The following is a 20906-nucleotide window of genomic DNA, read 5'->3' as shown; positions in this document are numbered from 1 at the left end:
TCAGTGGCGTCTGCTTTCATCGCGCGCCCTGTTGCTGGTGCGCAGGCTGCAGTCGTAGTAGCCGGAGGCACAGGAGCGTGCCGGGTTCATGAAATAATTCTCCACGCGCTGCCAGCTATTGCTCGCGCTGCTACCCGTGCTGCTGCAGCCGGCAGGCAAGGAAAGGGCCACAAGGACGGCAAGCTTGACGATTCGCATCTCTGTCTCCTCCTGTGCGGTTCGGTTCAGCACCGCCTTAGCACGGTGACCGCGCTTTGACATCCGCTTTGCCGCGGTCCCAATGGCTATCTCCCTTGTGGGAGAGAAAGGATTTCCCTGGATCTAGCCTCTTTGCTAAATCCAGGGAAAATCCAAGTGAGGGGGTAGCTCAGTGAGGCAAATCCCTCTCTGGCAATTTTAGCACTTAGCGAGGGCTAAGATGCTGAAAACCCTTTCTCCCGACAAGGCGGGCGATAAACGCCACACCCTCAGAAATCCTCCGCCTCGGGGATCCGGCCAAATGCGATCTTGGAGCCGATATAATTCCCCGGCCCATTGGTCAAACCGAGATTGAGCGCCTTCGAACCGTGCTGCACGCGTATCTTGTCGAGAACGTCCGACACACGCTCCCACTGGCCGCGCTGATTCACGCTTGTCCGCGTATCGAAAAGGTCCCGGCTCGCCTCCTCTTCCGACGAAAGATCGTGCAGCACCACGGTCACCGAGCTGATATTGCGCATCTCACCTTGCGCTATCATCTTCGCGTGCAAATCATTGAGGCACTTGAGAAAAGTGTGGTCGTCGCGCGCCGGGCGGAACTGGCCCTCCAGCGTCACGCGGCTGTCGCGCCGAACGCCGACAGTGTAGCTCATGGCGCCCGCGCGATAATGCGAGCGGCGCAGGCGTCGAGCGGCGCTCAAGCTCAGAAGCCTTGCGCATTGCAACACCTTTTCCGGCGCACGCCAGTCGGGCGGCAGGTTGCGGCCGTGGCCGAACATGCGCTTGACCGTGTCCGCTTTTTCCACCGCGTAACCATGCAGCGCCGCGACGAAGCGCTCACCCTCGACGCTGTTCCAGATGGCGCGGGCATGTTTAGGTGCGAGGCTCCACAGACCGGCAATGTCGCTCACGCCGGCCTCGCTCAAGCGCGTCTCCATGCCCTTGGAAATCCCCGGCAAATCGCGCAGCCCCAGATCGAGCAGCCGACCGGGCAAGTCCTCGTGATCCAGACGCACGAAACCGTCCGGCTTCTCCATCTCCGCTGCGATCTTGGCGAGCAACTCGTTGACTGAAATGCCGATCGAACAGGTAAGGACCGGACCTATCTCGCCATGCAAGGCCCGCTTGATACGCGCCGCAAGGCCGGGCGCGTCACGTGCTTCCGATTGCAAGAGGTTGCAAGCCACCTCGTCTATGGAGCGGACGGCGGCGATTGGCACGCAGCGCTCGATCGTCTCGAGTATACGATTATGCAACTTTACGTATACGTCCGGTCGTGCCTCGACAAAGACGATATCGGGACATTTTTCCCTGGCCTCCTTCACCGACGTGCCTGTCTTGACACCGAAGGGCTTCGCCTGGCGGCTCGCGGCGATGACACTCGTATGAGGCGAGTCAAGCGGCACAACTGCAACCGGACGTCCTCGCAGCGCCGGATCGAGCTGTTGCTCGGCGCTTGCAAAGAAGCTGTCGAAATCCAGATACAGTTTCTCGGTATGGGTCGGTTTACGCATTTTCAAAGTTCTCATCTGAGAACAAAACTAGAACATGGATAGCGGAAAATTGGAACAGGATTTTTGGGAAATGAGGATAAGTTTCTCCAATTCTTGCACAAGAATGTCCCGATCTCGCACAAGAATGGCCGGTAATCTGCGATTTTCAAAGTGCTTTGGCAGCGTCCAGGATGCGAAATTGCGTGCTTGTCGACCCGTTCCAATGGTTGAGCGCAAGGTTCCCAGCCACGTGCAGCGACTGGCCGAGTTCCCGGAAAAGGAAGTCTCCGAGCGGACTTCCGACGGCCCGGAACGCTATCGCGTTGATGCGTTTGCCATCCGCGCCTTCCAGCGTGACCTTCACATGGCTCGTGCCGACAGTCCTCGCGTCTACGAGCCTGTGATGCGGCAGAACCAGCACTGGCTGGGGGTGCCCGGATCCGAAAGGACCCGCCCTTTCCATGGTTTCGTAGAGCGGAACCGTAGCGCCGGCAGCGCTCAGCGCGCCGTCTATGGCAAGGGATGCGTTGCCGCGCAGATGACCGACCATTTCACTGGCGCTTTCCTCGAAAAACGCCCGCAAAGCGCCCATTTTACTGCGTTCTACGGTGATTCCCGCTGCCATCGCATGACCGCCGCCCTTGATCAGGAGTCCCTGTTCTACGGCGCTCCGTACCAGTTTTCCAAGGTCGAAACCGTTGATCGAGCGGCCGGAGCCGCTGCCCGTTCCACTGGCGTTGAATGCGATGGCGAAGGTCGGGCGGCGCGTCCTCTCTTTCAGCCGCGCCGCAATCAACCCGACGATGCCGGGGTGCCACTCGTCATTGGCGGTCACCAGAATGGCCGGTCCGGTCGCCGTCGAAAGCTCCGCCATTGCCTCCGCTTCCGCCTGTTCCAGCATGATCGTTTCCATCGCCTGGCGTTCCTGGTTCAGCCGGTCGAGCTCTTCGGCAATGCGCATCGCCTCGTTCGGATCATCCAGCGTCAGTAGCCTGGCGCCGAGCCCCGCATCGCCGATCCGCCCGCCAGCATTGATGCGTGGACCGACTAAGTATGCGAAATGAAAGGCATTTAGCGGCTCACCGATGCGCGATACCCGGGCCAGCGCCGCAAGTCCGGCGTTCTGCTGGGCTCGCGCAACGAGGATACCTTTCACCACGAAAGCACGGTTGAGCTCCTTCAGCGGCACCACATCGCACACGGTGGCAAGGGCCACGAGGTCGAGTAACGACAAGAGGTCCGGACCCGGTCCAACTGTGCCTGCGTGCTGTTCGCGCAGCACCCGCGAAATCTGCACCAACGTCAGGAATACGACGCCAGCGGCGCATAGATGACCTTGTCCTGACAAGTCGTCCTCACGATTGGGATTGACCACCGCGTGCGCCGCTTCGGGCAATTCGCCGCCGACCTGATGATGATCTAGCACCACCACATCGGCACCGGCGTCTCTGGCCGCCACGATTGCCGCTGCGCTATTGGTACCGCAGTCCACGGTCACGATCAGGGACGCCTGCCCCGCCAGTTCCTGCATGGCAGCAGGATTGGGGCCGTAGCCTTCGAAAATCCGGTCAGGGATGTAAATCCGGTTGGCAATGCCATAGTGGCCGAGAAAGCGCGACAGGATCGCAGAAGAACAGGCGCCATCGACATCATAATCGCCGAAGATAGCGACCTTTTCCCGATTCGCGACTGCCTTGGCAATGCGTTCCGCCGCCTTGCTCATGTCGGTCAGCGACTCGGGGTCAGGCATCAGGCTCTTGATCGTCGGCTCCATGAAGGCCGAGGCGTCATCCAGACCGACGCCCCTTCCCGCCAGGACCCGTGTTACCAGATCGGGGAAACCGTGGTTCTGAGCCATGGCGAGCGCTACATTGGCCTCGCGTTGGCCAAGCCGGTCGATCCATCTCAGACCAGTTGCGGATTGTTCAACGCCGAGAAAAAGCCGTTCAGCTATCATCGCTCCGGTTAATCATTCGGCGGCAATGATTGCAATCCTCCGAAGGGCCTATCCAACGGCATTTGCTGCAAACGCTCAGTTTCCGGGCGATAGAGCGAGAGCACTCACCGTGGAAGCGACTGACGACGCGAAGTCCGTAAGCTGGCGATCAACGACCTCCTTGGAACTCAGCCTGTAATTGATGACGGGCTGGATAAGCAGGTATCTTCCGAGGACGCCTGTGGCGCAAACCAGGAAGTCGTCTTTCTTCTGCGGATCATCGGAACTGACGCAGGCCATGGCGCGGTTGCCATAGCTCACATTCGTCCGCTGCGCTATCTGGCCGGGCTGGGTGCTGTGATACTGAAAAGCCTGGTCGAGAAGGCTGCGCACGACGGGGTCGTCTGGCCCATCCCTGACCGGATAGATGCCGGGCACGTTGCTTGCCCTGACGCCGTTGATCGACACGATCGCGCGTGCATCGACGCCGCCATATTCGACGGTCGCGCTGAAGTTCTGGGGATCGCTGTTGCGGCTGATGACGGTGAATGGACCGGATGTGTCGGGCAAGCTATTCAGAATATCCCCGGAGCGATAGCCTTGAATGAGATCAGGGTCTACCTCCTGCGCATGCGACGCCGGGATCTGGACCAGACCCAAAACCCCTGACAATGCGCAACTGGCTATTCTTCGTTGCATATTCATGGCTGTTCCGACTGAATAAATCCCTCTGAAACCAAAATAGCAAAAATACTGTCGTTCCAATAGGGTACAGCAGCATTTGTCAGTAAACAGGATTAAAAAAGCTGCCGGTCTTTGAACCGGCAGCTTGGATGCTCCAGGTCGTCCGGAACGATTTTCCTATTGGAACTTCGCCATATCCTGATGTTTTGCCTTGATCTCCCGGACCGTTTGGGAATGAGACCGCATGACCACCGTATGGGTCTCGATGTAATCCCGGGCGAATTTCACACCGGATAACAGGTTGCCATCCGTAACGCCCGTTGCGGCAAACAGCACATCGCCCTTTGCCATCTCTTCCATGGTGTAGATCTTCTTCGGATTGCTTATACCCATCTTGGCGGCGCGGGCAATCTTGTCGTCGCTGTTCAACTGCAGGCGGCCTTGCATCTGACCACCGATGCAACGCAATGCAGCAGCCGCAAGTACGCCCTCCGGTGCACCACCGATGCCGATATAGATGTCGATGCCGGTTTCGTCAGGATCGGTCGTGTGGATGACGCCAGCCACGTCGCCATCGCCGATCAGGCGGATGGCGGCGCCGGTTGCGCGCACTTCCTCGATCAGCCGGGCATGACGGGGACGATCCATGATGCAGGCGGTGATTTCATTGACTGGCACGCCCTTGGCCTTGGCCACAGCCATGATGTTCTCGATGGCAGGCGCGTCCAGATTGATGATCCCGGCAGGGTAGCCGGGTCCCACGGCGATTTTTTCCATGTAAACATCGGGTGCGTAGAGAAGGTTACCCTTTTCGGCAATGGCAATAACGGCGAGCGAATTGGGCAGGTTCTTGGCGCAAATGGTTGTGCCTTCCAGCGGATCGAGCGCGATATCGACTTCCGGTCCGTTGCGTGTACCGACTTCCTCGCCAATGTAGAGCATCGGCGCTTCGTCGCGCTCGCCCTCGCCGATTACGACTGTGCCTGATATCGGCAGGCGATTGAGTTCCTGGCGCATCGCATCAACCGCCGCCTGATCCGCTGCCATCTCATCGCCGCGCCCCCGCAATCGCGCCGCGGCAACGGCTGCCCGCTCGGTTACGCGCACGAGTTCGAGCGTCAAAATGCGGTCGAGACCTGCTTCGTTGTGGTCGGAAGTTTTGAGCATAGTAATCCCTGCGTTGGTGTGGACGTGCCGCATTCCGGATGAATGCGACCTTCCATAGCATTGCTATGCAAACCTTTTGTCAAAGTCGAAACGCAGCGGCAAGAGCAGACGGCCAAGAAAACCGCCTCGTCAAAAAAGCTAATCGATTAAACGCTATAGCTGGTGTTTTCCTGGTGTTCAGCCGGCTCGTTCAATCCGGATCATCTGCGGGTTGTCGGTCGCATGCCCGTCCTTGACGATGCCTTCGAGCGCCTTCTTCACAGCTGCCTCGGTCGTTTCGTGCGTCACGAGAATAACCGTCTTGGTCGCTTCGGGTTGGTCGGTCGCGCTCTGTCGCTGAACGATGGACTCCAGCGAAATGTCGTTATCGGCCATGCGTTTGGCGATAGCAGCGAAAACACCTGCGCGGTCATGAACGGTGAGGCGGATAAAGTAACCGCCCTCATGTGCACGCATCTTGGCGCGCTTGTAAGGCGCGAGCGCCCTGGCCGGCGTTCCAAATACCGGCCCATGCTGAAAGCCTGGGCGGCTTTTGGCAATGTCCGCCAGATCTCCTATCACAGCCGAGGCAGTCGCAGCGCCGCCCGCGCCTGGACCGGACAGTAGAAGCTCCCCCAGGAGATCTGTCTCGATCGCGACGGCATTGGTGACGCCATGCACCTGCGCGATCACGGATTCGACCGGAACCATCGTTGGATGTACGCGCTGTTCGATGCCACTCTCGGTCTTGAGCGCGACGCCCAAAAGCTTGATGCGGTAGCCAAGTTCATCGGCCGCTTTAATGTCGGCGAGCGAGATATTGCTTATGCCTTCGAGATAGATATCGTCCGCACTGATTTGCGTACCGAAGGCAAGGCTGGTCAGGATCGCGAGCTTGTGAGCTGTGTCATTGCCTTCGATGTCGAACGTCGGATCAGCCTCCGCGTAGCCGAGGCGCTGGGCATCGGCGAGACAATCCTCGAACGAGATCCCCTCGTCCCACATGCGCGTCAGGATATAATTGCAGGTGCCGTTCATGATGCCATAGACCCGTGAAACCGTATTGCCGGTAAGGGACTCGCGTAGTGCCTTGATCACTGGAATACCTCCAGCGACTGCCGCTTCGAAGTTCAGAAGAACACCCTTGTCTTCGGCGATTCTCGCGAGCGAGACACCATGCTTGGCGAGAAGCGCCTTATTGGCCGTGACAACGTGACGGCCCGACCGCAAAGCGGCCTCGACCGAGGCTCGTGCCGAGCCCTCGTCCCCGCCGATGAGTTCAATAAAGACATCGATATCGTTGGACTTTGCCAGCGCCACAGGATCGTCGAACCAGGTTGCATACGAGAAATCCACGCCGCGATCTCGATTTTTATCGCGTGCCGACACGGCAGTCAGAATGATTTCCTTGCCGCACTGGCGGGTGAGCATTTCACCCTTGTCGCTCAATATTTTCAGAACCGAGGCACCAACAGTCCCCAGTCCGGCGATTCCCACGCGCAGCGCTTCACTCATTATTCAAATCCCTGAGTTCATTGAGACGGCGCCGGGAGGCGCCGCTAATTTCAGTGCCAGCACTGCCGCTTGGAACTCGTTTGAAAGTCGCCGCGGCGAGTCAGGTGGCGTGATTTTCGGGATCCGGAGCGCAGCGTACATAAAGTACGTGAGCACCGGAAGCACAGAAAATCGCGTCAGATGGCTGCCGCAGTAGAGTTTCAACACGGGTTCTTAGCGGTGCGCATTCAACGAAATGACGTTATGCAATTTCTCTTCCGCGGTTGAAAGAAACCGCTTCAGATTGCGGGCTGCCTGACGGATGCGGTGTTCATTCTCGACCAGCGCGACGCGGATAAAGTCGTCGCCATGTTCGCCGAAGCCAATGCCAGGCGCGACCGCGACATCGGCATGTTCGATCAATAGCTTGGAGAACTCCAGCGAACCGAGGCTGCGGAACTTCTCCGGGATCGGTGCCCAGGCAAACATCGTCGCCGCAGGTGCGGGTATATCCCAGCCGGCACGGCCAAAGCTCTCCACCAGAACGTCGCGCCGATGCTTGTAGATGTTGCGCACCTCCGCAATATCCGAACCATCACCATTCAGCGCTGCGGCAGCGGCCACCTGGATCGGAGTGAACGCGCCATAGTCGAGATAGGATTTCACACGGGTCAGTGCCGAAATCAGCCGTTCGTTGCCAACCGCGAAACCCATCCGCCATCCGGGCATCGAGAAGGTCTTGGACATCGAGGTGAATTCAACCGCGACATCTATCGCACCGGGAACCTGCAGGACGGAGGGAGGCGGCGCATCGTCGAAATAGATTTCCGAATAGGCCAGATCCGAGAGAATGATGATTTCATTCTTGCGCGCAAAAGCCACCACGTCCTTGTAGAAATCCAGCGATGCAACATGGGCGGTCGGATTGGAGGGATAGTTAAGAATGAGCGCCAGAGGCTTGGGAATGGAATGACGAACGCCGCGCTCCAACGCTGGAATGAACTGGTCATCGGGCATCGCCGGAATCGAGCGGACCACACCGCCTGACATGATGAAGCCGAAAGCATGGATAGGATAGGTAGGGTCCGGGCAAAGCACCACATCGCCCGGCGCGGTGATGGCCTGCGCCATGTTGGCGAACCCTTCTTTGGAGCCAAGCGTCGCCACGACCTGCGTATCGGGGTTGAGCTTCACCCCGAAGCGGCGGTCGTAATAGGCTGCCTGCGCGCGGCGCAAACCCGGGATACCCTTCGAGGAGGAGTACCGATGGGTGCGGGGATCCTGAACGGCCTCGCACAACTTGTCCACTATACCCTGTGGTGTCGGCAAATCCGGATTACCCATTCCGAGATCGATAATATCCGCCCCCGCCGCTCGCGCGCTCGCCTTCAGGCGATTAACCTGTTCAAAAACATAAGGTGGCAGGCGGCGAACTTTATGAAATTCTTCCATAGGGCTGGGTCCGGTTGAAAAGGGTTTGGAGCAATGGCTTCATATGGCGTGCGCTATACACTCAAACGCTACACTGGTCGAGCAATCATTGCGCGTAACTGGAAGGATAGCTCAGGATCTGGGGGCGTAGATTTGCCATTCCGCATAGTCGGCGCGACCGTGCAAGCCGCAAGATTACTGGGGCGTGGACGACGATTTTCCCTCGATTTCCTTCAGATCGGCTTCCTGCTGTTTCTTCAAGAGTTGCAATTCGGCCTGCCTGCGAGCGGCGACGGCTGGATCGGATGAGGGTCCGGCCTGTCCGGATTTGGCGACAGAAGTTCTTGAACGCAGCGCATCTTTCTCTTCTGGCGTGAACTGCGTCGTCTCACCTTTTGGATCGGGCGTGAAATGGGGATAGGTGCCAGTATTCACCGGACCCGTCAGCGGCGAGTTGGACATGGGTGCCGTCTGCTGACTGGCGCAGGCACCGAGGCTGGCAATGAGAATGGCGCCACCAGACAAGCGCATAATGTTTTTGACCGAAATGCTCATTATGTGTCCTGACTGCGAAAATCGTTTCATCATTGTCGTAACAATTGCACTTTAGAGGGATAGCACCGATTTGTGATATGATGTCAATATCGTGCATCGACGGGAGAAGCGACTGTATGGACAATCAGGGCGACAAGAGCGGCAAAACCCCCAACCTTGATAATTATGTAGTCAAGGACCCGGAGGCCTTTGCACGCAATGTCGCGCACATGATTGAACAGGCCGGCAAGGCGGCTTCCGCCTGGGTCGAACCGCGCGAGAAAGGCCTGAAGCGCGACACGCTCGCCGACCCTGTCACGGACGTGGTGAAGACACTCTCCAAGGTTTCCGAATATTGGCTTTCCGAGCCTGCCAGGGCGCTTGAAGCACAAACCAAGCTTTTCTCGAGCTACATGGTGATCTGGTCGAACTCCATTCGCCGCATAAGCGGTGAAGAAGTGGAGGACGTCGTGAAGCCCGACAAGGGTGACAAGCGCTTCGCTGATGAGGACTGGGGCAAGAACGCTTTCTTCGATTTTCTCAAGCAGGCTTATCTCGTTACTGCTCGCTGGGCGGGTGATCTCGTCGAAAATGCGGAAGGGCTGGACGATCACACGCGGCACAAGGCTGCGTTCTACGTCAAGCAGATCACCACCGCGGCATCGCCGAGCAATTTCCTGCTGACCAACCCGGAGCTCTACAAGGAAACAGTTGCGAGCAACGGCGAGAACCTGGTTCGGGGTATGAAGATGCTGGCCGAAGACATTGTCGCCGGCGGCGGCGACCTTCGCCTGCGTCAGTCCGATCTTACGAAGTTTTCGCTCGGGGAAAATGTCGCTACCACCCCCGGCAAGGTTGTCGGCCGCAGCGAAGTCGCGGAAATCATTCAGTATGAGCCAACGACTAAGGAGGTTTTCAGGCGCCCTCTCCTGATCTGCCCGCCATGGATCAATAAATTCTACATCCTCGACCTGAATCCGGAGAAGTCCTTCATCAAATGGGCGGTCGACCACGGCCACACGGTTTTTGTCATATCATGGGTCAATCCCGATCAGCGGCACGCCACCAAGGACTGGAGCGCCTATATCAACGAGGGCCTGCGCTTCGGGATGGACACCGTTGAAAAGGCCACCGGAGAAAAATCAATCAACGCCATCGGATATTGCGTTGGCGGAACCCTGCTGAGCGCAGCACTGGCGCTATTCGCCAAAGAAGGCGACGAACGGATCAAGAGCGCGACGCTTTTCACGACGCAAGTGGATTTTACCCATGCCGGCGACCTCAAGGTCTTTGTTGACGAAGACCAGATCCAGGCGCTGGAAAAGGCCATGTCGGCGGAAGGCTATCTGGACGGGACGCGCATGGCGACGGCGTTCAACATGCTACGCTCCGGCGACCTGATCTGGCCCTACGTGGTCAACAATTACATGCGTGGGCGCGATCCCGTGCCGTTTGACCTGCTTTACTGGAACGCCGATGGCACCAGAATGAGCGCGGCGAATCACTCCTACTACTTGCGCAACTGTTATCTCGACAACAACCTGGTCCGGGGAATGATGAAGCTTGCCGGAGAGAACCTCTCCCTCGCAGACGTAAAAATCCCGATCTACAATCTGGCCGCCAAGGAAGACCACATCGCTCCCGCGTTGTCGGTCTTCGAAGGCTGCCGCTATTTCGGCGGTGACGTGACCTATGTCTTGTCGGGCTCCGGCCATATCGCAGGCGTCGTCAACCCTCCAGCCAAGAACAAGTATCAGTATTGGACCGGCGGCAAGCCAAACAGTGCATTCGACGAATGGCTGGCGAAAGCGGCAGAACATCCAGGCTCCTGGTGGAAACACTGGGGGAAGTGGATCGAAGCGCAGGATCCAGAGCGCGTGCCGGCGCGCCGGCCTGGTGAAAACAACATCGAAATACTCGCAGAAGCGCCGGGAAACTATGTTCGCGTCAGAGTTTAAGGCACGTGCAAGAGCGGGTGGAAAGACTTGAAGACCATGGCGAGAAAGTGGCCTATCACGTTTTCGCCTCATTCTAGCTATACTGGAGAGCTTGTGCGAACAGTGAAAACTCATTAACTCTGGCGATTCTCGACCGGTGTTATTCGCACTTCAATAGAACTTCGCGAGCTTTCTGCTCTTACAAAAGCGGACCGGACTACCACTACAGGACCGGAAAAGACGAGACGGGGGAATCGTTGAAATTACTGCCAGCTTCTGTTTCAGCCCTGCGGGCAAGTACGATCGCGTGCGTCATCGTACTATCCGCCGTTGCGGCTACATCGTGTACATCGACAGTCTCAAGCCCCGGCGTCACCGCGGCTTTGACGCCAGAGGGCGATGCTAAGCAGACAGCCGAAAACAACATGCCATCGAGCGAAACGCAGACAGTGAGCCCAGAGGCTCTGGCCTTGGCAGGCAGTACCGAAACAAATGCACTTCAGGCAATCAATGCGGCGGCCACAGCTGCGGATGGCAAAGCCGTTCAAGTAGCAGACGCGACTACGCCCACCACGCGTCAACAACCTGCCGCCGAGGCAAAACCAGCGGTCAAGACGTCTCTGTTCGGGTCGAGCACTCTAGCAACGACTGAAGAAACACAAGTAGCAAGCGCTGCAGCCGTCGCCGCACCGCAGGTAAGAACATCGCTGTTTGGCCGTTCCGCAAAAGCAGAGCCTGCCCCTGCGCCAGAGGCACCGGCGAGTGAAACGCCGTCCGCCAGCGCCACGGCTACCAAGTCGGAAACCGCCACATCTGCTCAAACTGCAGACGCCGATACATCGGCAGAAACGACGCGGCCGGCTGGTGCGGCAAAAAGCAATGGCGCACTCGTGCGGCTGTTCTCCAACAATCTTTCGAAGCCGGCCGGCAAGCGGCTCGTTGCCGTGATCGAACCCAAATCGCAACCCAAGCTTCGTGCGGTCGATACGCCTGTCCAGACGGCGTCGGCACCCCCGGCAGCAAGTACCTTCGCCGGCCAGACGCAATATGTGTCGTCGCTTCCCGGTGTCAGGCCCAATGCCGGCATCCAGATCATGCAGCGCGATAGTCTTTATGACGACGATGACGTCGAGGCCGCTGCTGCGCCCGTCATTCTTGCCTCTGCCGCAGGTCTGGCGCGGCTTGCGCCGAACGGCCTCAAAGTGCAACGCGAGAGCGTCCAGGTCGCATGCCTTAAACCGCAGCTGGTAGGCATCCTGAAAGCGATCGAACGCAGATACGGCAAGGCGGTCATTGTGACGTCCGGCTATCGCAGCCCGCCTTACAACCGGCTCGTCAACGGCGCCAAGGCGTCGCTGCACATGTCCTGTGCTGCCGCCGATATACAGATTCCCGGGATATCCAAGTGGGAACTCGCCAATTTTGCCCGGTCCATGCCCGGGCGTGGCGGCGTGGGCACCTATTGTCATACCGAATCGGTACATGTCGACATCGGGCCCACCAGGGATTGGAACTGGCGCTGTTCGCGCAGGGCAGGCTGAGCAACCAAAAATCTTGACCGCTGCCGCGGCACATGCAAATGCCGCGAGCGGTACAAACTGCACTTTTTCGGAAAAAGAATGCTTTAGGGGTTGCGGCGCAAAAACTGTTTCACTATAAGCCGCTTAACCGAGCGGCGCCCATCGTCTAGCGGTTAGGACGGCGCCCTTTCACGGCGCAAACAGGGGTTCGATTCCCCTTGGGCGTACCATCGGAACTACTTGTTTTTCTTGACAATTTGACTGCTTCCCATTTGATGATTTGGCGCTTGTCCAAATTCTGTCCAAATGCGCGATCGCGCCGTAGAACAATTCTGACAGCCTCTGAAACTTACGTATCTATTGTGGTATAAGATTTCAAACCGGGGGGTATCATGAATTGGCGCAAGGGTTTTTTTCGAGCTTGGATCGCCTTTTCAGTGGTATGGGCCGCATCCTTTGTCTTGATCATGTACCCCGAAATCAATCAACCTCATGCTGATATTTCCACCACGGGTTATCTCATAAATCCCAACACACAGGAACTTGGAACCTTTGAGGTTACGTCAAAGGAATACCCACTCCTAGTCAGAGACAAGAATGCTGGCAAATTGCAGGTGGTAAAAATGGAGGGGCTAAGTTGGGCTGAAATCTACGTACCCTTTGGCAGCACCACAGATACAATCAACACGTATGTCGACCGTATTCATCCCATCGCAATGGCAGAAGAAAAGAACGCCGCCGAAGCAAAACGTTGGCGTAACGTCACAGACACCATTGCCATGTCGCTGAGCATACCGATAGCAGTCCTTCTGATCGGTTTAGCGCTAGGATGGGTCGTAAATGGATTCCGATCCCGCGCGTAGAGGGCATTGCACATGGCAGAGCTAGTAAATACAGCGCCAAGATTCGACGTGATTTTGAGTTCGGAAGTCCGACCAGCAAATAAATCCGTCGCCGTATTAATGGGCACAGGAGATAAAAAGAGATTTGGTCTTGAGTTTGCGGCGTCGGTTGTCCCTGCATTGATTACAGTTCTCACGGGCATGATGGGCAAGCTAATGCCAGCAATACCGGAAGACGAGCGCCCGAATCCTCAGGTTTTGGATACGAAGAGCATAACTCTGGCGATGAATGATGAAGGGGGCGTCGGTTTGATTCTTTCCTTCGAGGGTGACTTTAGCATTACCTTGGCGATGCCCACCGGTGACCTACCGGCACTGCGGCAAATGATTGACGAAGCGATCGGCCTCACCGACAAAAAAGCGAAGCACTAACTCGTCTTCCAACGTCGGTTAATCAAGGAGAATTAAAAGAATGCTGGACAACAGTGAAAACGGAAAGGAAACGCCAAAATTTACAACTGGATACAACGAAGAGTTCTCTAACATCGACCTTCTGCTCAAGAATTCAAAGTCGTCAAAACTAGGGGTCGATATTTTCTGCTTATCTTGGATCAAAGCAGAGAGGCAAATGCGAAAACTTTTTATGTGTTTGGCCTATCAGTCGGACCTAATCAGTGCACTAGATAGTCCTACCGAGAAAACGCTCATGGAAGATCATTTAAGGAGCGCACGCGTGTATCTTGGAGGTTTCCGCGTTGGTATTGAAGACTTGTCAGGCCTTACCTTGCAAGCTCTGGTCGGGCCAAATTATAACAACCTCAACCGAGCCATCGAAAATGGAAAAACGCTACGAGACAAGGTTTTCCATGGCCAGATTTCCGACAGCCGCTACGACACCCAACAGCTAATTAACCTAGCAGATGAAATACGGCAGTGGTGCCAAAATTTAGCTGTAAGCGCGCATGAGCAAATTGGATACGATGGTTTTGAAGACAAGGCACTCAGAAAGTTGAATAAAGTAGCTTTCAATGACCTTTCGTCTAGAAAGGTAGGTGATCTAGAGGGCTTCAAAAACTATCTGAGAGGCTTAAAAGACTATAGGTGATAACGTCTGCCGGGGGGATAGCACATGAATACAACGCGTTTGCGTGAGATCGTAGATTTTCTGATCTCGAAAGAAGCTGAAGACCAAATCCAACAACTGCTAACTGATCTTTATAATGCTCTGACAAACTTGGTTAGCTCTCCGACAGACGCGTCGTTTCAGCAGTCCTATACGTCTGCAATGGACTCGTTGTCTAACGCTTTAAGAAGATTGGAAGAGGATATTCAACCGGCGCAGAAAAAGCAGCTGCAAGAAATAAATGCGCTCAAATATTTTCTCATTGGACCTGGCAAAAGAAACTAGCGATCTAATAGCCGTTAATCCTGCCGCACCGGCTGTCGCATTAAATCACCTGAAAGCCCTTTTGGCCGAGCGTGAATCTTACCTCAATCGACTTCAGCAGATTCAAGATGACTTTGTTGTCTTGGGGATCGAGTCACATGAGCTAACGGATGGAAATCCGGAAATAGGTTTTCTTCTCCCTCGAACTCTTTTTGATAATGAATTGTCTAATCTTATACGCGAGTTAAGTGCGGTACAGAGTATCATCCGCGCCTTTTCAGAATTAACCACAGGTTCAGCCGAACCGATCGAAGTGAAACAAATTTCCACATCAGATCCGCTCTTTTTTTTCGGACTAGCACAGGAAACAATTATTGTCATTGGTGCTGCTGTGACGTGGGCGCTTAACACTTGGAAACAAGTGGAACAAATCCGAAAGCTACGTTCTGATGCCGCAAAAATTGCGGCGTTGGATGACGGAAATATTCAAGGTCAGCTGGAAGAGAAAATTAAGACGTTTATCGCCGCCGAGATCACGTCTCAAACGGAAAAGCTGGTCGGAGACCTTAAGGAGACGCCTCGAAAAAACGAGCAACGCAACCATGTTCATTGGGCATTGGAAGCCATATTGTCGAGGGTCGAGCGAGGATGGGCAATCGAGATCAAGATGATCCCTCCTACAACAACAACGCTCGCTGACGGAGAGACTCTGTCTGAATCAGAAGGGAAGCTGAAGCTGTGGGAGATAGCATCCCAACTATCGTTTCCTCCCATGGATGGCCCCCCAATCACACAACTTCCGCCGCCGTCCCTTCCTGAGCGCACGAATACTGCTAGACAGGAGCGCGCTCCACGGCGAAAAATCAAAGACTGAAGCGAAAGGTTGGTCTAAACAACGTTCAGTAGTTCCCACGCATCTTTGAACAATCCAAGATTACGCTTGAGCAATCGGCGTTGGGTGCCCCATCGGCTTTCCACGGATTCAATTTCTTGGCTCGGAATAATGAAAGTTTCAGGATAGGTTTGAAGGTTCGCTAATTGATCATTGTATATGACAGCTACAATGAAATGATTTTGGATTGGTACAACGTTATTGATGATGACCGACGAAAAACCTTTGACCGCCTTAACATCGATGGTCGCCGCCGCACCGGTGGAAGAAATGATTCTGATATCGATCGATTTTCGGTTACCAAAAGTTATGTAAGCTTCAAATCCCATCCTATAAAGCTGCGAAAGAACGAAATATTCTGCTGCAACGCCAGTGTTATACGCTGAAGGCCTGCCACCGATGGGGGCGATCATTTCCATGGTCGTCCTTTTTTCACCATTGATCATTCCAACCACCGATAGGCAAACCCAAGTGCTCTGCTAGATATCTTTGGAGGGTTGTTGTCAGCACCAACCATGGAGCCGACACTAGCACCATGTCGTCCACTCTATCGCAACTCGGCAGCCTTCTTATGCCCCAGTAAGCATCAATCAACGGTTTGCGGTAAACCTCAAAAGCCTCAGTTATAGCCCTACTTTCAAAATCAATTTGCCTATGGGCCTCCGCTCGCCAACTCTCAGGGTCGGCTGAATATGGATACAAGGGAGGAGATGCACTCGCGCGGATTTCGCCCTTCACCTTATTCCAATCTGAGATGAGCGACTTGAGGCTGGCAATGCAGTCCTGCTCATTAGGGTTCAGTACTTCCTGCGTCTTCTCCAAGCTAGCGGCGTTCACGTTGCCCGATATATCGATAGACGCTACGGGGCACAGCGCTCCGACTATGCTAACAACAATGTCATCTTTCAGTATGGGCCCTTCCTTGGGAACAAGAACAATCCTTACTTCACATTGATCCTTATATAGAAGGCTCTTTTGAAATGGGTTGCCCGGGGAAATCTTCAGATCTGTTCTGAAGTCGTGCTCAACTTCATCCTCATAAGTCACGTGTTTTGCGTCGACCACAAACAGTTCAGAGACGGGCTTACCTAAACAAATCCCATGAGACAGTATTAGCTGTACCAACGCGTCAGGGTCCAATATCTCCACGCAACCGTCATAGCTAAAGTCACCACGCTTGGGATCACTCATACTTGAGCAAAGCGCGGACAGGTCGCCATGCGAGAAGCAAAACGCAAAGCAGTCGAACTCCTCGATTATGCAAGTTTCCGAGACGCTCACGTTTGTTGCTTGACCATCAATCCTGATATGACCGCTTGCCGACAGCGCGTCTGCAAGCTCTGAGTTCGGCTCATCGCCTATGACCACGTTGATGACGGTGGTCTGCACTCCCTCATTCTTATCGCCTATCCACTGGTCCCCAGTGATGGCCTCCATCAGCCGATACTTCTTCAACCTGCCAAACTTGAAGCTGCCTTCAAGGAGGTAATGCACCGCTGCCTTGTCCAAGAATTTGTAGAAGCCCACCATTTGATCAGCCTAGCCGGTGACGGATGCATTCTGCAAGTTAGGAAATTCACAAAAACCATCCACCATCCAAACGCGGCAACCGAACGATATCGCGCAATCGTGCGATCTTGACGCCGGTCCGCGCTGACTGAAACGTAGGCGATATGCCACGTGCCAATGCTTCCGCCGACACAATCACAGGTGACCGGCCGCGACAGGCATTGCCGATATCGTTCGCCCGATCGGAAGCGTCCAGACGCTCCAGGATTTTGGCAATAGCCATCGCGTGACTCACGTATTCCGTTTCTAACGCCGCGCGGACTGCGTCACGCTTTGCGCGTGCCCGTTCGTATTCTGGCTCGACCGGGCACGCGCGTGATACTTTGAAATGATGATGCGCGGTCGCCATTTCAGGCGTCCTCTTCTGGTATCAGCTTCGGACCGCTTACCTCCTTGATCACAAGGTCAGGGTGTGACCGTGCAGCCTTCGCACCACCTTCCGAAAGCGTGACAACCTTGGTCTCGCCGACCATTATGATAATCGCGCGGTCTTGAGCATCATATAGACGATGGGGACCGTTGCCCTTGTTGGTGACCTCGAACGTCAACGGCAAATCGCCATCTGTTGGAACTGCTGCAACAGGTGCACTGATGCCAATCGCGGCGAAAAACTCGATTGCCGCTTCGATGAAGGCGACAGGAAAATTACCCTGCGTAGTATCGACTTCGAATTCACCCTTTGCCGCCACAGCAACAAGCCTTTGCCGGTTCCGCTGTGCATCTGCGACGAAGTTGTAAATGTCGATGAGGCGCGGCTGAATGGTTTCATTAAATCGTCCAGCCAAGTTGGAACGTTCGACAAGCGCCGATTGATAATCCTTTTGCAAAGCTGGCAACGCCGCTTTCTTGGCGGCAAGCTTCTGTTCAAGGATGACAAGCGCTTTCTTGTTGCGCTCCAAATCCATCTCCAGATGCGGAATCAGTCGCTGTGCGTCGGATACCGCGACTTCCCATTCGAGAGGATCGGTCGCTGTCTTTCTCGCATCGGCAAGAAGCTTTTCAGCGCGTTCGGTGATGGCTTTCTGTTCGGCGACCAGCTTCGTCAGTGTTGTAATATTCGGACGCGACTGACCTGTGAGTGCCGCCTGAATGTGATTTGTCATCATGTTCATCTTAGGAACCCCTTTTCATTTTGTTGTATGCGGTGTCCTGACGTGCACGGCCGTCTTTGGCGTCGACGAACACTGGTGTCGAAATGTGGCCGTTGTCCGGAGCATATGCGTCACGATCAATCATGCGTTGGCGTGCCGCTGCCATGCGCTGACGCGCATCACGCAGCATCGTGTCTGTGATATCCATTGGTTTAGTTCCCTGTGGTTGAATTGATCTGATGAGCGGTCCATCATGTACTGTTCGATTATCTCTGAATTGAAGGGGAACGGTTATAGAGTACCCGTCACGCATCGCAGTTGTGCCCGGCAATAATGCCTCAGTTTCGTCGCATGACGTGCCGTCTCTTCGCTTATAGATCATTGTTCTTCACCTCGGTGTTCTTGATGAACGTTCGAACGCTTCGACGTACTAGAGTTGAAATGTCGCCCCCTATGACGGCAACGGCGTCAAGATAAAGACAATATTCCGCTTCGGTTAGTTTGACAGTGATAGTGTGTCCGGTTTTCATACGAACAGCTTACTTGGTAATACTGAGGAGTCAACGGCATGTTCGCGTATATAATCCGCATTTGTTGCTGGTTATAGGAGTGTATAGCAATATACATCAACTTTTACTTTAATCTCCCCACGCGTCGATGTTGTAGGTCATACGACGCTTGGTTGTCAGGCTGACTACACCGGCGAGGCTGTTCGCTAAGTCGTCGTGCTGACCCGGTGCGTGGTCGATAATGTCTTTTCCCCTGCCCGTGCGACGTTCAAGGTTCGCGATCTGGTTCACCATCTTTTCGTTGTCCACCAACGAAATTTGACCGGAATTCAGGACCGGCAATAGATCGCGATAAAGGTCGGATCGCACCAGTTCGGACAGATCGTACGCGATACCACGTTTGCGAAACTGTTCACGAGGCCATTCACCGGCGTATCGATCACCTGTGACGCGTGCGACGTGATACAGCTTCAGGAGGTCGCAGAAGTCATCAACGACAGCTTCCGGTGAGAATGGAGGCTTGCGCTCACGAACGGCGTCAATGATCGTTCTGTCGCCTTCCCTGTGACCGACAGCCAACGTCATGCTGTCTACACTACCGCCGGACGGATCGACGAAGGCACGATAGGTGTTGGTGCTGATGTAGCCACGTTCTATCACACCACGATCAACACATGCCTGGACGACTTCAAGCGGAACGAATGCTTCAAGATCAGAACGGAATTCACCGCCATATTCCGCAGACGCAGCGGCCGGGTCATCTTGGTATGCTTCATCGATGTACGATTGACGAACGACGGGGTTCATTTCCTTCGTCGAAGCTTTCCAGACCAGATGACGACTGTCGTCCTTAGCATAATGCCGTTTGTAATTGTTCCACAGCACGCCACGTTTGGCGTACGGTGATGACATGGCGATCATGAGTGAGTTCGGTATCGTCGCCATACCGGGACGCAACGCGGCGATGATTTCACTGTCGGGATTTGCAGACGCTTCGTCCGAACGCCAAAACGCTATCTCATCACAGAGGACCGCTGCGAACGTGTAACCACGGGTCGCACGGAACGATGCAGTGCCGACTTCGATACGCGTCGCATTGGATAGGTCGAAACCTTCCGTCGTTTGGTTCGTGACCATGGCCTTGAGCATGGGTATGCCGTTCAGCATCGCACCGATGTAGCGCATGATGACCCGTGCCTGACGACGATCAGCCGCGATGATCATCACGGTCGCGCGTTCACCCGGTGCGAGGTACTGATGGTATTCGTGGAACGCGGCGAGATAGACGGCTGTGAGTGCCGATATGAACGACTTGCCACCACGACGACCGACCACCAACGTCACGTCATTGAATTGACCTGTGGGTAAAGTGGTGCGGCCAGTATGGTGCTGATAGATCGTTACCTCATGAGGTAACATCGGAAGACCGAATGTCGCCTTTAGGAAGACGAACCACCGTTCATAGGTCGACGGGTCTTTGAACCACCTCTTGAAGAGCTTAGGATCGTTGCACGCGGTTAGAATATCCATCGTGGTCAACCCTTAATATAGGTCTGAAGGTCGACGAGGTCTTTCGCCTTGCGTTCCAATCCTAGCGTGTCCAGCACGCGACGCAGGACGTTGACCGTAGCGTTGTAAGACTGCATGTCGGCCTTCTGTCCTGAAAGGTAAGCCATCTCGAAATCCTCACACACCGCTGACAAGACAGCGGCACGTTGGACAAGGATGCGTTGCGCCTCCGATAGTGCGTCATGTCCGCCAAGGTCTGATGTAATGGAGTTCAAGAGCGCACGGACATTGCGTGCGGTCGTGGTACGACCGTCCAATTGGTCGATGCGCAACAAGGACGCCTTTGGACCGCGTGGTTTGGGTGGTAGAATGGGAGGCAATCGGACGGTGTCGGACATAGATTTACCGGGTAGTTTTCGTCTAAAAATGCCCTTAATTGGACAGGATATTAGACAGATAGCAGAAAGCTCAACCTAAGTCGTTGTATATGTTACTGTAAGTTCCTGTATATTGCTGTCGTTATCGCCTTGTCGGAGCGTCAACGCCAATTTTCGACACGACTCTGAAGGCGGTCGGACGGAAAAATACGCGAAAAGTTGGGTTTAATTTTTAGAGTTTCGAACCGTATCGATGACGTCTCGAATTCACCACTGTTGACCATCACAGAACAGGGCATTTGACGCTTCTGACGCTTTTGACCCGATTTTGTAATGACCTTCTATATGTATAATACG

The 20906-nt window shown here is 54.9% G+C and carries 22 protein-coding genes and 1 tRNA gene; 8 read left to right on the top strand and 15 right to left on the bottom strand.

The features are described from left to right. From CU100_RS10205 to CU100_RS10170, 8 genes are all read right to left on the bottom strand, one after another. Complete coding sequence (locus CU100_RS10205; RefSeq protein ID WP_146141833.1) at nucleotides 1-198, bottom strand: hypothetical protein; 198 nt, start codon at nucleotides 196-198, stop codon at nucleotides 1-3. Between the two features lie 269 nt (nucleotides 199-467). Further along, nucleotides 468-1712, bottom strand: coding sequence for a Y-family DNA polymerase (locus CU100_RS10200; RefSeq protein ID WP_106716478.1), 1245 nt, complete (start codon nucleotides 1710-1712; stop codon nucleotides 468-470). 145 nt (nucleotides 1713-1857) lie between these two features. Further along, nucleotides 1858-3648, bottom strand: coding sequence for a single-stranded-DNA-specific exonuclease RecJ (gene recJ, locus CU100_RS10195; RefSeq protein ID WP_106716477.1), 1791 nt, complete (start codon nucleotides 3646-3648; stop codon nucleotides 1858-1860). 75 nt (nucleotides 3649-3723) lie between these two features. Then, a complete protein-coding gene (locus tag CU100_RS10190; RefSeq protein WP_106716476.1) occupies nucleotides 3724-4332 on the bottom strand; it encodes a hypothetical protein in 609 nt (202 codons plus the stop codon). A gap of 156 nt (nucleotides 4333-4488) precedes the next feature. After that, nucleotides 4489-5478 carry a class II fructose-bisphosphatase gene (gene glpX, locus CU100_RS10185; protein WP_106716475.1) on the bottom strand — a complete coding sequence of 330 codons (990 nt, stop codon included), beginning with the start codon at nucleotides 5476-5478 and terminating at the stop codon, nucleotides 4489-4491. A gap of 177 nt (nucleotides 5479-5655) precedes the next feature. Beyond that, entirely contained in the window at nucleotides 5656-6972 is a 1317-nt protein-coding gene (locus tag CU100_RS10180; protein WP_106716474.1) for a homoserine dehydrogenase, read from the bottom strand. A 213-nt stretch (nucleotides 6973-7185) separates the two neighbouring features. Then, complete coding sequence (locus CU100_RS10175) at nucleotides 7186-8403, bottom strand: LL-diaminopimelate aminotransferase (RefSeq protein ID WP_106716473.1); 1218 nt, start codon at nucleotides 8401-8403, stop codon at nucleotides 7186-7188. Between the two features lie 174 nt (nucleotides 8404-8577). Then, nucleotides 8578-8937, bottom strand: coding sequence for a hypothetical protein (locus CU100_RS10170; RefSeq protein WP_106716472.1), 360 nt, complete (start codon nucleotides 8935-8937; stop codon nucleotides 8578-8580). Nucleotides 8938-9053: 116 nt separating this feature from the next. Between CU100_RS10170 and phaC the strand changes: the two genes are divergently transcribed. From phaC to CU100_RS10130, 8 genes are all read left to right on the top strand, one after another. Next, the gene (gene phaC / locus CU100_RS10165) at nucleotides 9054-10874 is read left to right on the top strand and encodes a class I poly(R)-hydroxyalkanoic acid synthase (protein ID WP_106716471.1); all 1821 of its coding nucleotides are present in this window, start codon (nucleotides 9054-9056) and stop codon (nucleotides 10872-10874) included. 236 nt (nucleotides 10875-11110) lie between these two features. Beyond that, nucleotides 11111-12394 (top strand): YcbK family protein, encoded by a 1284-nt coding sequence (locus CU100_RS10160; protein ID WP_245418987.1) that lies wholly within the window; start codon nucleotides 11111-11113, stop codon nucleotides 12392-12394. Nucleotides 12395-12528: 134 nt separating this feature from the next. After that, nucleotides 12529-12603 (top strand) — tRNA-Glu (locus CU100_RS10155). A 162-nt stretch (nucleotides 12604-12765) separates the two neighbouring features. Next, nucleotides 12766-13236 carry a hypothetical protein gene (locus CU100_RS10150; protein ID WP_106716469.1) on the top strand — a complete coding sequence of 157 codons (471 nt, stop codon included), beginning with the start codon at nucleotides 12766-12768 and terminating at the stop codon, nucleotides 13234-13236. Nucleotides 13237-13248: 12 nt separating this feature from the next. Further along, the gene (locus CU100_RS10145) at nucleotides 13249-13647 is read left to right on the top strand and encodes a hypothetical protein (protein ID WP_146141832.1); all 399 of its coding nucleotides are present in this window, start codon (nucleotides 13249-13251) and stop codon (nucleotides 13645-13647) included. Nucleotides 13648-13687: 40 nt separating this feature from the next. Beyond that, on the top strand, nucleotides 13688-14320 hold the full coding sequence (locus CU100_RS10140; RefSeq protein WP_106716467.1) for a hypothetical protein: 633 nt from the start codon (nucleotides 13688-13690) through the stop codon (nucleotides 14318-14320). A gap of 24 nt (nucleotides 14321-14344) precedes the next feature. Then, nucleotides 14345-14623, top strand: a complete 279-nt coding sequence (locus tag CU100_RS26840) for a glutathione S-transferase family protein (RefSeq protein WP_106716466.1) — start codon at nucleotides 14345-14347, stop codon at nucleotides 14621-14623. Further along, nucleotides 14580-15476: a hypothetical protein gene (locus CU100_RS10130; RefSeq protein WP_146141831.1), complete on the top strand. Its 897-nt coding sequence runs from the start codon at nucleotides 14580-14582 to the stop codon at nucleotides 15474-15476. The genes CU100_RS26840 and CU100_RS10130 overlap by 44 nt, the downstream gene beginning before the upstream one ends. Nucleotides 15477-15490: 14 nt before the next feature. On the opposite strand, the gene CU100_RS10125 is transcribed toward CU100_RS10130, so the two are convergent. The 7 genes from CU100_RS10125 to CU100_RS10095 form a co-directional block, all read right to left on the bottom strand. Continuing rightward, nucleotides 15491-15940: a hypothetical protein gene (locus tag CU100_RS10125; protein ID WP_106716464.1), complete on the bottom strand. Its 450-nt coding sequence runs from the start codon at nucleotides 15938-15940 to the stop codon at nucleotides 15491-15493. Then, entirely contained in the window at nucleotides 15927-17024 is a 1098-nt protein-coding gene (locus CU100_RS10120) for a hypothetical protein (RefSeq protein ID WP_106716463.1), read from the bottom strand. Before CU100_RS10120 ends, CU100_RS10125 begins: the two co-directional genes overlap by 14 nt. Before the next feature lie 46 nt (nucleotides 17025-17070). After that, the gene (locus CU100_RS26565) at nucleotides 17071-17286 is read right to left on the bottom strand and encodes a hypothetical protein (protein WP_146141830.1); all 216 of its coding nucleotides are present in this window, start codon (nucleotides 17284-17286) and stop codon (nucleotides 17071-17073) included. A gap of 127 nt (nucleotides 17287-17413) precedes the next feature. Beyond that, nucleotides 17414-18175 carry a hypothetical protein gene (locus tag CU100_RS10110; RefSeq protein ID WP_106716461.1) on the bottom strand — a complete coding sequence of 254 codons (762 nt, stop codon included), beginning with the start codon at nucleotides 18173-18175 and terminating at the stop codon, nucleotides 17414-17416. Nucleotide 18176: 1 nt separating this feature from the next. Then, nucleotides 18177-18362: a hypothetical protein gene (locus CU100_RS10105; protein ID WP_106716460.1), complete on the bottom strand. Its 186-nt coding sequence runs from the start codon at nucleotides 18360-18362 to the stop codon at nucleotides 18177-18179. 430 nt (nucleotides 18363-18792) lie between these two features. Further along, nucleotides 18793-20193, bottom strand: a complete 1401-nt coding sequence (locus CU100_RS10100; protein ID WP_106716459.1) for a hypothetical protein — start codon at nucleotides 20191-20193, stop codon at nucleotides 18793-18795. 5 nt (nucleotides 20194-20198) lie between these two features. After that, the gene (locus CU100_RS10095; RefSeq protein WP_106716458.1) at nucleotides 20199-20570 is read right to left on the bottom strand and encodes a hypothetical protein; all 372 of its coding nucleotides are present in this window, start codon (nucleotides 20568-20570) and stop codon (nucleotides 20199-20201) included. Between the last annotated feature and the right edge of the window lie 336 nt (nucleotides 20571-20906).

Source organism: Phyllobacterium endophyticum, assembly GCF_003010935.1.
GTDB classification, from domain to species: domain Bacteria; phylum Pseudomonadota; class Alphaproteobacteria; order Rhizobiales; family Rhizobiaceae; genus Phyllobacterium; species Phyllobacterium endophyticum.
This window is presented reverse-complemented; position numbering and strand designations above follow the sequence as displayed.

Bases quoted from the DNA above. Each gene is read 5' to 3' on its own strand.
- CU100_RS10150 (WP_106716469.1), top strand. From the start codon at position 12,766: ATGAATTGGCGCAAGGGTTTTTTTCGAGCTTGGATCGCCTTTTCAGTG.
- recJ (WP_106716477.1), bottom strand. From the start codon at position 3,648: ATGATAGCTGAACGGCTTTTTCTCGGCGTTGAACAATCCGCAACTGGT.
- CU100_RS10205 (WP_146141833.1), bottom strand. From the start codon at position 198: ATGCGAATCGTCAAGCTTGCCGTCCTTGTGGCCCTTTCCTTGCCTGCC.
- CU100_RS10120 (WP_106716463.1), bottom strand. From the start codon at position 17,024: ATGGTGGGCTTCTACAAATTCTTGGACAAGGCAGCGGTGCATTACCTC.
- CU100_RS10105 (WP_106716460.1), bottom strand. From the start codon at position 18,362: ATGGATATCACAGACACGATGCTGCGTGATGCGCGTCAGCGCATGGCA.
- CU100_RS10175 (WP_106716473.1), bottom strand. From the start codon at position 8,403: ATGGAAGAATTTCATAAAGTTCGCCGCCTGCCACCTTATGTTTTTGAA.
- CU100_RS26565 (WP_146141830.1), bottom strand. From the start codon at position 17,286: ATGGCTATTGCCAAAATCCTGGAGCGTCTGGACGCTTCCGATCGGGCG.
- CU100_RS10180 (WP_106716474.1), bottom strand. From the start codon at position 6,972: ATGAGTGAAGCGCTGCGCGTGGGAATCGCCGGACTGGGGACTGTTGGT.
- CU100_RS10200 (WP_106716478.1), bottom strand. From the start codon at position 1,712: ATGCGTAAACCGACCCATACCGAGAAACTGTATCTGGATTTCGACAGC.
- CU100_RS10170 (WP_106716472.1), bottom strand. From the start codon at position 8,937: ATGAGCATTTCGGTCAAAAACATTATGCGCTTGTCTGGTGGCGCCATT.
- CU100_RS10130 (WP_146141831.1), top strand. From the start codon at position 14,580: ATGCGCTCAAATATTTTCTCATTGGACCTGGCAAAAGAAACTAGCGAT.
- CU100_RS10190 (WP_106716476.1), bottom strand. From the start codon at position 4,332: ATGAATATGCAACGAAGAATAGCCAGTTGCGCATTGTCAGGGGTTTTG.
- glpX (WP_106716475.1), bottom strand. From the start codon at position 5,478: ATGCTCAAAACTTCCGACCACAACGAAGCAGGTCTCGACCGCATTTTG.
- CU100_RS26840 (WP_106716466.1), top strand. From the start codon at position 14,345: ATGAATACAACGCGTTTGCGTGAGATCGTAGATTTTCTGATCTCGAAA.
- CU100_RS10140 (WP_106716467.1), top strand. From the start codon at position 13,688: ATGCTGGACAACAGTGAAAACGGAAAGGAAACGCCAAAATTTACAACT.
- CU100_RS10100 (WP_106716459.1), bottom strand. From the start codon at position 20,193: ATGGATATTCTAACCGCGTGCAACGATCCTAAGCTCTTCAAGAGGTGG.
- CU100_RS10125 (WP_106716464.1), bottom strand. From the start codon at position 15,940: ATGATCAATGGTGAAAAAAGGACGACCATGGAAATGATCGCCCCCATC.
- CU100_RS10095 (WP_106716458.1), bottom strand. From the start codon at position 20,570: ATGTCCGACACCGTCCGATTGCCTCCCATTCTACCACCCAAACCACGC.
- phaC (WP_106716471.1), top strand. From the start codon at position 9,054: ATGGACAATCAGGGCGACAAGAGCGGCAAAACCCCCAACCTTGATAAT.
- CU100_RS10145 (WP_146141832.1), top strand. From the start codon at position 13,249: ATGGCAGAGCTAGTAAATACAGCGCCAAGATTCGACGTGATTTTGAGT.
- CU100_RS10110 (WP_106716461.1), bottom strand. From the start codon at position 18,175: ATGAACATGATGACAAATCACATTCAGGCGGCACTCACAGGTCAGTCG.